A 13,598-nucleotide genomic window follows, 5' to 3' on the forward strand; every position below is an offset into this window, starting at 1 on the left:
CCCCTGCTGCTTGCATCCACTACTTTTATCTATCCTACGTGTGAGTATGTTCTGCGTTTCACATAACGACTTTAAATTATCCTTAATTATAATGGTTTTCAGACATTTTTCCATCCTTAAAATACAGATAATACTTTAACTTATTCATAACCGATCGAAAATAGCCGTAAACTTCAACAAATTCATACAAAAAAGCTTCAATCTTCAACAGATTAAAGCTTTTATTTTACTAATTGACATTCACTTTGATATTTTTCCCTTTTGATTTCACACTCACAAAAACAAACATAGACACTAAGAAAATAAACAGAATAACGCCTACCATTTCAAAATTCACTTCGGCCCATGGGTTAAAGAAAGTGAACGCTAAGTAGAAGGACACACCATATGCAAGGACAACAATAACCCAGCCCATCAAGCGGGAAGCAGATTGTCCAAACTTACTCGATTCATTCACCATTTTATGTACAATCATTGAATCGATTGTATCAGTCAGCATCATGCCAAACATAAACACTAGTCCTAATAAAAGCGGCGTATACTTGCCTGCATTCCCTACAGCTAGAGACCATACGGCCGTTTGACTGACCGTTTCGGCAGCTAGGGCAAACAACGCTCCTACAAGAATAATTAAGAAAGGATTAGTTGTTCCTTTTGCGATTTTTGGGATAAACTTCCCTTTTAAGCCGCTCAGCTGAAACTCTTCCTCTTGATTTTTGGTTCGAAGCAAATGATACGTGTTTAATGTGCCAATTAGAAAGAGGGAGACAATGGATACCCAAGATGCAAAATGATCGAAATACGATGGAAACGTAAAATTCTTCATCACCACGCCCAGCACCCCGGCCGTGACGGCTACCATTCCTCCGTGACCTAGTGAAAATAGTGTTCCGACCCACGGGGCAAAACGGCTGCCCATTCGCCAATTATATCGGGTCTGGCCGTCGATAAAAGCTAAGTGATCGGCATCTAATCCGTGCCTGATTCCTAATAAAAAGACAAGTAAAAAAACTGATAAACCTTCCATTTCCTACACTCCTTTTTTTAAAATAAAACGTTAAAAAGCCTCAATTCTATAGAAATTGAGGATGTGTCGGCATATGAAAATAAACAGCAATTGCTCACTGCGTACCTTGATACACCGCCTCTTTCCTAGAAGAGTCAAGTGTACAGAATAGGTAGGTCTCCTGGCTTGAGATCATCATTTTCTACCGCCTTCCCCATTTTGAGTGACGTCGTGATAGAAAACTCCCTGCTTACAGTGGCTGGACCGCTCGAGATTTGCACTCGATTCCCTGTTATCTCTTACACTATGTAAGAGCACCTAAACTGTGCGAATGATTCATTTCTTCCTCATTATACTAGCACTGCCTATAAATGAATAGTGAAAATTCAAATAAAAAAATCCTGCTAAGTTTTACATGCTTAGCAGGATTTTCAAAGCAATTAAACTACTTCTACAGTTACGTCTACGTTACCGCTGATTGCTTTTGAATACGGGCAGTATGAGTGAGCTAGGTCTACATATTTTTTCGCTGTTTCTAAATCTAGACCTTCGATATGCGCTTCAAGCGCTACACCAATTTTTACTCCTTGATCAGCTTTATCTGGAAGCAGCTGAACTGTAGCTTTTACTTCACTACTTTTGATTTCTACGTTATGTTTTTTCAACATAAATTCTAACGCGCTGTTGAAACAAGCACTATATCCAGCTGCAAATAGCTGCTCTGGATTTGTTGCTGTTGTAGCTTCTCCACCAAGCGCTGGAGGTGTTGCAACATCTAAGTTAAAGATGTTATCTAAAGAATGAACTTCCCCTGTTCTTCCACCTGTGTTGACCACTGTAGTTTCATATAAAGCTTTCATTTATAAACCTCTCCTTTTTATTAATTTTATTGAAAGTTTTTCATTCACCGTTCCTGCAATTAAATTTTACACAATTAAATTTTAAAAAACAAGTATTAAATGCATTAAAAATTTTTCAATAAAAAAAGCCGCGTATTTGCGACTTTTTCTTAATAATATTGAGACTGTTCGTCATAAGCTGATTTTCGAAAAATAGACAGGTTTGTAATAGCCCTCATCATTTTCGTATTAAAAATAACATAATGAATAAACAACGCCAACACGCAGCCTAAGATGGCTCCTGTTAACACATCGAATGGATAGTGAACACCGACCCATACGCGTGAAAATGCAATAAGCGCACCCATTACAATCCACATGCGCCCTGAACGTTTGAAGTGTAGCCAAATGGTAAAAGTGATAACTAATGCAGACGTAGCATGATCGCTTGGAAATGAAGAATTCGCGGCGTGATCAATAAGCTGATTCACGTGGTGAGAGATAAACGGACGATCTCGATAAGCAAATAAACTAATCACTTTATTGATAATAACTCCTGTGGCACAAGCACATAAAGCTTGGAATGCTACAACACGGCTGCCGTTTTTATTAATAAGTAAAAACAAACCGAGTAAAACGATAAGTACATACTGGGCATAATCTGCAAAGAATACCATCAGCGAATCCACAAACTTCACATGCGAGGCGTACTGATTCACCGCGTGAAAAATGGTATAATCTACTGAATTAATAGCTGATAACATAATCGAAATCCTTTCTCATTTTTAAATGTCATTAGCTATCTTATCAGTTTCTGAAGAAAATGAACATTATTTCTCGGGCTATTATTGATACATTTAGTCAAATAATTATCGATTTCCCTAACATTTATACACCTCTAACCTCCCCGTGCTATAATGTACGCAACTATACATAGATACAAGGGGGAATTTTTGTTGAGTAAAGGCAAAATTTTAATTGTAGAAGATGAACGTAAAATTGCTCGTTTAATTCAGCTAGAGCTTGAACATGAAGGTTACGAAACGGGCATGGCCTATACGGGGACAGAAGGATTGGCAAAGTTTCAAGAACACGATTGGGATTTGCTGCTTTTAGATGTAATGCTTCCTGAACTGAGCGGACTTGAGGTGCTTCGTCGTGTTCGAGCAAATGGTGATCAGACACCCGTTATTTTATTAACAGCTCGAGACGCCCTTCCCGATAAGGTAAGTGGACTAGATTTAGGAGCGAACGACTATATTACAAAACCTTTTCAAATTGAGGAGCTTTTTGCTCGCATTCGCGTATGGCTTCGCCACCCTGCATCAACATCTCCTACTGAACAAGAAACAGCCACTCTGCAATTAGGCAATTTAGCTGTTAACGAAAAAACGCGAGAAGTCACGCGTGAAAATGAAGCTATTGAGCTCACTCCAAAAGAATATGATTTGCTTGTCTATATGCTTCAAAATAACAATCAAGTGCTGAGCTTTGAACAGCTTCTTACAAACGTATGGGGATTTGATTATTACGGAGACACAAATATTGTATACGTATACATTCGTTATCTGCGCAAAAAAATTGATGCTCCATTTTCAACACCTTACATTCAAACAGTGCGCGGCGTTGGCTATATGCTTAAGGAGTAGCTTATGAAACTACAAACAAAGATTATCCTTACATCAACTGCGCTGCTTTTTATTCTGCTAGTGATTGCAAACAGTTCGATTTACTTCATTTTCAAAAAAACCATGGAAGACAATGCAATTGAACGTTTGCAAGCAGAAACAAGCAACGTAACAAATGGGCTAAAACAAACAAGTGCAACGGTTAAACAAGCCAATTTGCTTCGTGCCTATTTGCCTCCTAACGGAATGATTCGTATTTTACCTAAATCCGGCAGTCCTTTAGTTGTATCGGTTACTGATCAAACGAAAGAGCTTCAGGACTTATCTTATTCCTATTATCCAAATGAGCAAACAACAATCAAAGAAGATGACGGCCATCTATACGCAATTTCACATACTCCCGTCATTTGGACGAACGGTGAAGTCGTTTCTTTGGAAGTCACGGAACAACTTGAAGACGTGGAACAATCTTTACAAACGTTGAAATTTATCTTGCTTATTGCCTCTCTTGTTATATTGATTCCAACTATATTTGCCGGACGGCTTTTAAGTAAAATTATTTTGCGGCCTATCAAATCTCTTATTCAAACCATGGAAGAAATTCAAGTGTCTCGCACGTTTAAAAAAATCGCTCTCTCTTCTTCTTCTAAAGATGAGTTAGATCAAATGGCCAATACCTTCAATAATATGATGGATTTATTAGAGGAAAACTACAAAAAGCAAGAGCAGTTCGTATCGGATGCTTCTCATGAATTAAAAACACCACTTACCGTGGTAGAAAGCTATGCCAATATGCTAAAACGCTGGGGAATGAAGCGGCCGGATATTTTAGAAGAAGCCATTGAAGCCATTCACTCTGAGTCTTTGCGCATGAAACAGCTTACTTCTCAAATGCTTGTGCTGGCGAAAGATGAATCCCAGTGGGAGCTTCAAATGGAACCTGTAGATGCGGCGGCCGTCTGTAGACAAACAATCAAGCATCTGGAACAAGCCTTTGAACGAACCATTTATTTAAACGTAAAAACCGATCATCCAATTGTAACAGCAGATGAAAAACGGTTAAAACAGCTGCTGTACATCCTGTTAGATAATGCCATTAAATATAGTGAAAAAGCGGTGGAAGTAACTATAACAAGAAGTGAAAGCTTTATGATTACGGTCACAGATCAAGGAATTGGTATTCCAAAAGAAGACTTATCAAACGTGTACGAACGCTTTTTTCGTGTAGATAAAGCAAGAAATCGAGAAACCGGTGGTTCAGGACTGGGATTATCTATTGCTCGAAAGATTGTAGAAGCTCATAGCGGGCGTATTGAGATTAGCAGCGAAGAAGGAAAAGGTACATCAATAACGGTTTGCTTTCCTCTTTGATTTCTCACCTTTTCTTAGAGATTTTTAAGAATTGCCTGCTATACTATTTTTCATAATACTGGAGGTGAATGTATGAAGAAAACGGTGCTTTTTATACTTATCTTTCTTACTGCTGGTTCAGCTTGTTTTTACGGAATCGCAAAAGCAATGAATCAATCTGATACAATTTTATCCGAATCTGACGTCGGTCGTATGATTCAGCAGAAATATGGCGGCACTATTGAAAATGCAAGCTTTTCTCAAAAAGAGGAAGAACCAATTTATCAAATCACTTTGCTTAAGGATGATATCCCATATCACGTCACAGTAAATGGGGAAAATGGAGAAGTCCAGTCATTAATCAAACAAAAAGTAGAAAAACAACCATCTACTCAAACTAAAAATGATACAGAAGAAAAGCAAAAAAAGAGTGAGCAACCACCAGTTTCTTCTACATCTGACGAGCCTCTCATTTCAATGGAACAAGCAAGAGACATTGCTTTACAAAAAGTAAAAGGAACGTTTTCCTCAGTTGAAATAGAAGAGGAAGAAGGTCAGACCTTCTACGAAGTCGAAATTGATCAGTCTAAAACAAGAGAAGCTAAAGTGATGATAAATGCTTACTCTGGGCATGTGGATTCCATTACCTATGAAAATGATGACGATTAAAAGTACAGCGGAAAGCTGTGCTTTTTTTATACATCTTTATTTATTTCTAAGAAAATTTTAAACTTCTTCTTCTTTTCCTTTAAAGTTCATTGGCTAAGATAGTCTTAACAACAAATCGAGGAGGTCATAACATATGAAAATTATTACAACCGTTTTAGCCAGTGCAGTATTAGTCGGTGGATTAGGTGCAAGCGCATATGCCATGGCGGATCAGTCTAAAAGCAGTACCAAGACTCAAACAACGATTGAAGAAGCGAAGGCAAAAGACATTGCTCTTCAAAAAACAGACGGCGGTGATATTACAAATATTCAATTAGCCGTAGATGATGGCGTTAAACAATATGAAGTAGACATCACAAAAGGTAATAAAGAATACGATGTAGACATTGATAGCAGCAGCGGTAAAATTATTGAATTTGATGAAGAACAAAAAGACGATGATGATGAGAAAGAAGAAAAGCTTCAAAACGCTTCCCCTGCTACTCCATTAGATCAAGCAATCAAAACAGCTTTAAAAAGTGCTAAAGGAACCGTTAATGAAACGGATCTAGACCAAGAAAACAACCGTTTAGTATACGAAATTGAAATTGACACAGTCGATAAACGTGAAGCAACTGTTTCAGTAGATGCCCAAAGTGGCAACGTAATCAGTGTAGAAATAGATGATTAATAAAAAAAGCATGCTCCAAAAGGAGCATGCTTTTTCTTATACCGCTAATTTAATAACCGTTAACAAAATACCGATCAAGAATCCACATAGAGCTCCGTTCACTCGAATCCACTGCAAATCTTTTCCGACATTGTTTTCCATCATATCCACAAGTGTTTCATCATCTAATTTGTCTAAGTTTTCTTGAACCAGCTGTCCAATTTTCGAATGATTATCGTCTACAAAGCTCATGATTTGCTTTTGAATAGCCGTATCAATTGCTTCTTGACGCTGTGCATCCGCTTCAAGAGCATTCAGCCAGCCTTCTACGTAAGGAACAGCGTAGCTTTTCATAAATTCAGGGCTTTCAATGAATGCCGTCACTTTCGTTTTCATTTTATCAACGATTTCTGTTAATTTATTCGTTACATTTAATTCATTAATCGATTTCTGTTTCCATGCTTCTAATTTTTCAAGAAGCTCTTCATTATGCTCCAAGCCTTGCAGCTCTTTTCTAATTCCATTTACCAAAGCAAGACGATATTCATCATCTTCATTACGAAGACGTCCTGTAATGGAAAGCAATAAATTTTGCAAAATAGACCCTAGCTTCTCTTCGTTAATCATGCTTTGAAATGATTTGAGAGCAAATTGTAAAATACCATCAAGTTCAATATTGTCCAGCGCATTTTTAGCAATGCTTCCAAGCTGATATTGTGTCTCTTCTTTTTTAATCCAGCTCTCCCCTTTATTCAAAAGAACATCGAGCGCTTTTTCATCATACTGATTTTTGACCACTTCTCCGACAATCGAATGCACAATAGGTTTTAACTCTATTGCTGAAAGCGATGATTTGAGCTCTTTTTCAATAATAGGAACTACTTTAGGTGTATCCACACGATTAATCGCATCAACAAGCAGTGCTGTTCCTTTTCTTTGAATAGTTTCCGAATGAACACCTTTTCGAACAATTGGAAGCAAACGTTTCGTAAACGCAATTCTTTTTACTTTTTCTTGAATACTTTCTTTTGACAGCCAGTCATTTTCAAGCGTTGAGACTAACCCTCTTGTAATACGCTGTCTGTTTTTAGGAAGCAGCGCAGTGTGTGGAATAGGAATGCCCAAAGGGTGACGAAAAAGAGCCGTAACAGCAAACCAATCCGCTAATCCGCCGACTAATCCAGCTTCGAACCCACCTTGAAGCAAACGTCCCCAAATCGAATCACCAAAAGGCATTGTGGCAACGAAGCCCACTCCCATAATCGCTAAAGAAATCGTGGCTAAATGCTTTGATTTCTTCTTTCGGTTTGTTGTTAATACATTTTTTGATTCCATTGTAGTCCTCATCCTTTATTTATTTAACTAAACATTTCATCTAGAAATATGTAACGTGATGCAGAAATCTTCGCAAAAAAAAGAAAGACAAGCTTCTACCCTCGTCTTTCTAGTATATTGCCTTTTTGCTATACTTCAAACTTTTTTTCTCTTCGACTTTTATTAATAAATGAAAAAATGAGGAGTACGACTAGAATAACCGCACATACGCTTGATCCAATCACATTGTTTTTGTTAAACATAAATGATACAAAAATAACAAGCAGTGCTGCTGTTGCAAAAAGCGTTGTATAAGGAAACCACTTTAATGCGAAAAACGGCTTTTCTTTATACCCTTTACGCAGCTTTAATTGAGCTAAACAAATGCTCACCCAAATGAGAATAATTGTGAATCCAGGAATAGTCATCAAATAGCTAATTACATTATCTGGCGTTTTATAAGCTAAAAACACACCTATTAAAATACAAACAGCTGTAATCATCAACCCATTAATCGGAATACCATTTTTTGAAACTTTCAAGAAGCGCTTTGATGCTTCTCCGCTTTGAGCCATAGCATAGAGCGTACGCGAAGTTGCATACATCCCTGAATTAGCTGCAGATAGAACGGCCGTCAATAAAACGAAGTTCATAATATGAGCCGCACCCGGAAGTCCAGTGATACTAAACACTTGCACAAACGGGCTGTCTTGTCCTGATACAGAATTCCAAGGCATAAGGCCGCAGATAATTAAAATAGGCAAAATATAAAAACCGATCACTCGCCATACTGTGCCTTTGATTACTTTCGGTAAAACATTTTTTACATCTTTTGTTTCCGTTACGGCTACACCAATTAGTTCAGCTCCACCGTAGGAGAACATCACAATTAAAAAAGCACTTAGCACACCGCTCATGCCGTGAGGGAAAAATCCTCCATGAGCCGTATAATTTGCCCAAGGGTTGTGCACGTCACTTGGAATCACACCGAATAAAATGAAAGCTCCCAATATAATAAAAGCAGTAAGAGCAATTACTTTGATGCCGGCAAACCAAAACTCAATTTCTCCGTAATATTTTACTTGAAATAAATTCATTCCTACAATCAACACTGCACAGAGAAAGCTTAAGAGCCAAAGAGGTACAGAAGGGAACCAAAACTTCAAAAAGCTTCCTCCCGCAAGCAGTTCAACAACCGTCACGACAATCCAGTTCACCCAATACAACCACCCTACAATAAAAGAGGTTTGCGTACCGAATGCCTTATGCACCAAATTTTGTACGTTCATATTCGGATATACAATTGCCATCTCTGCTAGTGCTGTCATTACAATAAATAAGATAAGTCCGCCAAATAAATACGCCAGTACAACACTTGGTCCTGCAATACCCAGCGTATCAGCGCTACCTTTAAAAATGCCTGTCCCAATCATACCGGCAAGCGCAATGAGCTGCACATGACGTGGCAACAGACCTTTTTTTAAATTTTGATCCTGTTTTTCCATGATGCCCGTCCCTTCTGTTCATTTTACGTGTTAGTTTAACCAAATCACTTCTTGCTCAAAAACCCCTACCGGATATTCAGTAGGGGTTGGACCAACACTGTTTTTTTCTTCTATATGATGAATGAAAATGATTTGATTTAACCACTGTTACTTTAGTCATTTTATGCGTTGAATCAATACATTGTCAATGTTATTTATTTTCCAAAAATAAAGTCAAAAGAGCCTTTATACCCTTTTGACTTCTAATTTTCTTGCAATGATTGATAAAGCATAATTCACAATAAAATACATCATGGCGATAATTAAAAACATCGGCACCACGTAACTTTGTTTCTGTCCGTAAATAATTTGAGCGTTATGGAGCAAATCAGGAAGTGCGATGACCACTGCAAGCGATGTATCTTTTAATAATGAAATGAATTGACTAACTAAGGGAGGTACCATTCGTCGCAAAGCTTGTGGCAGCACAACGAAACGAAGCGTTTGGTAATAGTTTAAACCTGAGGAACGTGCCGCTTCAATTTGTCCTTTTTCAATTGATTTTAATCCGCTTCGGATAATCTCTGAAATCATAGCAGATTCAAATACAGTGAGGGCCACAATAGCTGCTGACGTAATTTCCATATCAATTCCGATCTCAGGTAAAGCAAAGTATGTAAAAAAGATGATTAAAAGCAGCGGCAAATTCCGAATAATTTCTACGATAAAAGCAAGTACATGAGACAGAACTGGAATACGGGCATATCTTAAAATACCCACTATACTCCCGATAATAAAACTTAATACAATCGAAATGAATGCTACTTTTAAAGTGACCCAAAAACCTTCCATTAAGAAGGAAAGATGATCAAGAGAATAAGCACCCACAAAATCCATCACTTTCACTCCTTTCAGCTTGTTTTACCAAGACGTTTCTCAAGATAACCAACTCCTAAACTTAACGGAACGGTTAAAACTAAATAAAACAAGGCCACAAAAATATATACATCAAACACTACGTAAGTTTGAGAGGAAACGAGATCTGCCTGATACATTAAATCAAAACCAGCAACAATCCCTAACACAGATGAGTTTTTTACTAAATTAATAAATTGATTCCCAAGAGGAGGAATGACGATTTTTATCGCTTGAGGTAATATAATGAACCGCATCGCCTGACCGTACGTAAGACCAGATGAGCGAGCCGCTTCAAGCTGCCCTTTTGGAACAGCCATAATTCCTGCTCGTATAGCTTCGGCTATAAAAGCTGCCGTATAAATGGTTAATCCCAGCACCCCAGCCGCTGTACCGCTGATTCCTGCCACAATAAAGATAAAAAAGACGATAACCACAAGCGGAATATTTCGAATGAACTCTACATAAACCGTACCAATTGCATTGACTATTTTGAGCGGTGCTATTCTCATCACCGCGATTACAGTACCAAGTACAAAGCTGGCTATTAAAGTGATTAGACTCGCGATAATGGTGTACTTAAAACCTTCTAAATAAAGGTCCATATTGTTCGTCAAAATTGAAAAATCCAACAATTTTCTTCCTCCCTTCAACTAAGCAAGCAGGATGAGCAGTATACTGCTCACCCTGAGAAAAGAAAACTATATGCTTATTTTTTAATCCACTTGTCGTGAATTTCATCATATTTCCCAGAGTCTTTCATCTTTTTGAGCGCATCGTTTAAGGCATCTACAAGCTCTTTGTTTCCTTTTTTCACAGCAATACCATAAGGCTCTTCTGTGAACGGCTTTCCTACTAATTCATAAGAAGGATCTTCATCAGCCATTCCATAAAGGATTGCATCATCAGTTGTTAAAGCATCTCCTTGCTTAGATTTTAAAGCTGTAAATGCTTCTGCGTAGTTTTCAAACTCTAATACCGTTGTCTCTGGTGCTTTTTCACGAATGTTAATAGCCGAAGTTGATCCTTTAACAGCCAACACTTTAGTACCTTTTTTCAAATCATCGATGCTTTTAATTTTACTGCCTTTTTTCACAAGAAGAGACTGTCCAGCTTGAAAATACACATCCGTAAAATCCACTTCTTTTTTACGTTCGTCTGTAATAGTCATTGTCGCAACAACAGCGTCAATATCTCCTTTTTGGAGAAGAGGAACCCTTGTTTTGGACGTAACTTCTTTAAATTCTACCTTGTTTTCATCTCCTAAAATCTCTTTAGCCAGCTGCTTGGAAATATCAACATCAAAACCTTCTACTTCACCCGTCTTCGGATTTTTTAATCCGAACAACCGCGTATCATTTTTGACCCCAATGACGATTTTCCCTCGGTCTTTGATTTCAGTGAGAGCATCTTTTTTAGCTGGTGATCCACTCGTTTCTTCACTTTTCCCTCCACAAGCTGCTAACATCATAGCCGCTGCTAATGAAAGCACAGCCGCCTTTAAAAACGTTTTTGATTTCTTCATGTTACTCCCCCTATTAAACAATTAATGATTTAAAATACGGCTAAGAAATAAACGTGCCCTTTCTTCTTGCGGGTTTTCGTAAAACTCAGCCGGAGTTGCCTCTTCTAAGATTTTTCCTTGATCCATAAATACAATGCGATCTGCTACTTCTTTCGCAAACCCCATTTCATGAGTTACTACTACCATCGTCATTCCCTCTTTAGCCAATGTCTTCATGACATCTAGCACTTCTCCAATCATTTCTGGATCAAGAGCAGAGGTAGGCTCATCAAAAAGCATAATTTCTGGTTTCATCGCAAGTCCCCTCGCAATGGCTACACGCTGCTGCTGTCCGCCTGAAAGCTGGGATGGATAGGCGTTAGCCTTTTCACCGATTCCTACTTTATCTAAATAATACAGAGCCGTTTTCTTAGCCTCTTCGGCAGACTGCCCAAGTACTTTCATAGGCGCTAACGTGATATTTTCTAAAACCGTTTTGTGCGGATATAAATAAAAATGCTGAAACACCATACCTATATTACGGCGCAGTTTATTAATATTTGTTTTTTTATCCGCAACCAGTATATTATTTACCGTTAACTGTCCGTTAGATATTGTTTCTAAATAATTTATGCAGCGCAGCATCGTACTTTTACCAGAACCCGAAGGCCCAATTACAACGACCACTTCACCTTTTTCAATTGTTAAATTGATATCTTTTAATACGTGAAAATCACCGTAATATTTATTCACTCCGTCAAAAACAATCATTTTCCCCCTCCTAATCTGCGAACAATAATAAATATTTAAATTTTTAAAATATTTGAAATATATTAAAAATTATATTCTTATCCTTAAAATAAAGTCAATAGTTGACAAATTATCTCTTTTTTGTAATCGGAATGAACTACCTTCAAATAAAATATGCTAGAAAAATAAAAGGTTTTGTCGGCACCCACTGATATGTAAGCATACATTCGCTAGGCTGAAGGTACTTGTATAAGCTTAATCAATAGATTATATTAGTTAACGCATATCTTTATACGAATTGTCTTTCATTTTTATCGAGCAGTTCTCTATAATCATACCTACCCCCAATTATCCATCTATGTTTTTATTATATTTATATAAAAAAATCTCTTATCGGTACATTAATAAAAAAAGAAAATACAAATCTCTAGTTGTGTTAGAGGTTCTGACATAAATATAGTAAAATTATATTATCCCCCTAAAAAAACACACGCTTTATTAGCGTGTGTCGTTTGTTATATTTTCCGGACTCATTTGAAAATGAGGATAATCTTTAAAACCTCGCCAATCTCCTCCCCATTCAAACCCTAAATTTTTTGCGATGTCTACAACTTCCATCCAATCAGATTGATTGTTATTATTGCCGTCATATTCCATATCCCAAATAACTTGTCCATCTTTTAACTGAATAGCAAAATCAATAGCTAATCCGTAGTTGTGGTAAGACTGGCCGCCTTTTGACTGGGTCACAATATTGCCTTCTTCCGTCCTGCCTTTTGCATAAAGCTTATCTTGTTCTTCTTTCGAACGAAAACCTTCCGTAATTACAATCGAGATTCCTCGGTCACTTGCTTTTTGAACAAGTTTATTTTTCTTTTCTTCTACAACAGGGTGCAACTCAGTTGCTCCTGAAAAATCTTCTAACGTTGGACCTGGCTTTAACTCATCTCGAAACAAAAACACGAGGCTTAAAGCCGCTATTGCAGCTACCAAAGCTATTCCCCATTTTTTAAGAGTGTTCATCTATATAAAGTCTCCATTCTTTTGTGTTGTTTCTTGGATAAAATCATATCGAATTTCATTTTGTTGTCCAATAAAAGAAATGTACTGTTCACGAAAAGTCTATATATTTTTTCGTTTTTTATCTATTTTCACCATTTTTTCACTATTGGTGGTTACATTAACATCTGTGGACAGCTCTGTACCACACCCCTATAACTTTTAAGGAGTGACAACAGCATGAAAAAGAAACTATTCGGTTATATCATGGCAAGCGGTTTAACACTAGGAGTTATGGCCGCTGCAAATTCCACGGCATTTGCAGCAAGCAAAGATGAAACAAGCTCTTCAACAGTGGTAGAGCGAACAAATGGCAGTACAACAAATACAGATGATGCAACACAACAAAAAGTTGATGATATTATGAAAAAAGCACAAGAAAAATTACAGAAACTCGGAGTAAGCTTGCCTCAGCATAAGGACGGCCCCTT

Annotated in this window: 14 protein-coding genes, 1 pseudogene and 1 riboswitch; of the genes and pseudogenes, 5 read left to right on the forward strand and 10 right to left on the reverse strand. The window is 37.5% G+C overall.

The genetic code is table 11. The features are described 5' to 3' along the window. Positions 1-229: 229 nt before the first annotated feature. The 3 genes from ACLHDF_RS20430 to ACLHDF_RS20440 form a co-directional block, all read right to left on the reverse strand. Positions 230-1,027, reverse strand: coding sequence for a sodium:proton antiporter (locus ACLHDF_RS20430; RefSeq protein ID WP_413920473.1), 798 nt, complete (start codon positions 1,025-1,027; stop codon positions 230-232). 132 nt (positions 1,028-1,159) lie between these two features. Then, positions 1,160-1,343, reverse strand: a riboswitch (cobalamin riboswitch). A gap of 103 nt (positions 1,344-1,446) precedes the next feature. Then, the gene (locus ACLHDF_RS20435) at positions 1,447-1,866 is read right to left on the reverse strand and encodes an organic hydroperoxide resistance protein (protein ID WP_013055083.1); all 420 of its coding nucleotides are present in this window, start codon (positions 1,864-1,866) and stop codon (positions 1,447-1,449) included. A gap of 149 nt (positions 1,867-2,015) precedes the next feature. Further along, positions 2,016-2,609 (reverse strand): undecaprenyl-diphosphatase, encoded by a 594-nt coding sequence (locus ACLHDF_RS20440; RefSeq protein WP_413920474.1) that lies wholly within the window; start codon positions 2,607-2,609, stop codon positions 2,016-2,018. A 192-nt stretch (positions 2,610-2,801) separates the two neighbouring features. Between ACLHDF_RS20440 and ACLHDF_RS20445 the strand changes: the two genes are divergently transcribed. From ACLHDF_RS20445 to ACLHDF_RS20460, 4 genes are all read left to right on the forward strand, one after another. Beyond that, positions 2,802-3,494, forward strand: coding sequence for a response regulator transcription factor (locus ACLHDF_RS20445; protein WP_413920475.1), 693 nt, complete (start codon positions 2,802-2,804; stop codon positions 3,492-3,494). Between the two features lie 3 nt (positions 3,495-3,497). Next, complete coding sequence (locus ACLHDF_RS20450) at positions 3,498-4,844, forward strand: ATP-binding protein (RefSeq protein ID WP_413920476.1); 1,347 nt, start codon at positions 3,498-3,500, stop codon at positions 4,842-4,844. 72 nt (positions 4,845-4,916) lie between these two features. After that, positions 4,917-5,492, forward strand: coding sequence for a PepSY domain-containing protein (locus ACLHDF_RS20455; protein WP_413920477.1), 576 nt, complete (start codon positions 4,917-4,919; stop codon positions 5,490-5,492). Positions 5,493-5,625: 133 nt separating this feature from the next. Continuing rightward, on the forward strand, positions 5,626-6,162 hold the full coding sequence (locus tag ACLHDF_RS20460; RefSeq protein WP_413920478.1) for a PepSY domain-containing protein: 537 nt from the start codon (positions 5,626-5,628) through the stop codon (positions 6,160-6,162). A 36-nt stretch (positions 6,163-6,198) separates the two neighbouring features. Here the strand turns inward: ACLHDF_RS20460 and ACLHDF_RS20465 are convergent, their stop codons facing one another. The 7 genes from ACLHDF_RS20465 to ACLHDF_RS20495 all read right to left on the reverse strand — a co-directional run bounded on the left by ACLHDF_RS20465 (position 6,199) and on the right by ACLHDF_RS20495 (position 13,131). After that, positions 6,199-7,476 carry a DUF445 domain-containing protein gene (locus tag ACLHDF_RS20465; RefSeq protein WP_413920479.1) on the reverse strand — a complete coding sequence of 426 codons (1,278 nt, stop codon included), beginning with the start codon at positions 7,474-7,476 and terminating at the stop codon, positions 6,199-6,201. Positions 7,477-7,604: 128 nt separating this feature from the next. Then, complete coding sequence (locus tag ACLHDF_RS20470; protein ID WP_413920480.1) at positions 7,605-8,960, reverse strand: amino acid permease; 1,356 nt, start codon at positions 8,958-8,960, stop codon at positions 7,605-7,607. A gap of 225 nt (positions 8,961-9,185) precedes the next feature. Continuing rightward, positions 9,186-9,836, reverse strand: coding sequence for an amino acid ABC transporter permease (locus ACLHDF_RS20475; protein WP_413920481.1), 651 nt, complete (start codon positions 9,834-9,836; stop codon positions 9,186-9,188). Positions 9,837-9,850: 14 nt separating this feature from the next. Continuing rightward, positions 9,851-10,489 carry an amino acid ABC transporter permease gene (locus ACLHDF_RS20480; protein ID WP_413920482.1) on the reverse strand — a complete coding sequence of 213 codons (639 nt, stop codon included), beginning with the start codon at positions 10,487-10,489 and terminating at the stop codon, positions 9,851-9,853. Between the two features lie 74 nt (positions 10,490-10,563). Next, on the reverse strand, positions 10,564-11,379 hold the full coding sequence (locus ACLHDF_RS20485) for a transporter substrate-binding domain-containing protein (protein WP_413920483.1): 816 nt from the start codon (positions 11,377-11,379) through the stop codon (positions 10,564-10,566). Between the two features lie 21 nt (positions 11,380-11,400). After that, positions 11,401-12,129, reverse strand: coding sequence for an amino acid ABC transporter ATP-binding protein (locus ACLHDF_RS20490; RefSeq protein WP_413920484.1), 729 nt, complete (start codon positions 12,127-12,129; stop codon positions 11,401-11,403). Between the two features lie 477 nt (positions 12,130-12,606). Then, entirely contained in the window at positions 12,607-13,131 is a 525-nt protein-coding gene (locus tag ACLHDF_RS20495; protein WP_413920485.1) for a M15 family metallopeptidase, read from the reverse strand. 216 nt (positions 13,132-13,347) lie between these two features. Here ACLHDF_RS20495 and ACLHDF_RS20500 point away from each other — a divergent pair. Continuing rightward, positions 13,348-13,598 (forward strand): annotated as a pseudogene (locus ACLHDF_RS20500) (hypothetical protein); the annotation flags it as partial.

Origin of the sequence: Priestia megaterium, from assembly GCF_046599315.1 — a bacterium.
GTDB classification, from domain to species: Bacteria; Bacillota; Bacilli; order Bacillales; family Bacillaceae_H; genus Priestia; species Priestia megaterium_F.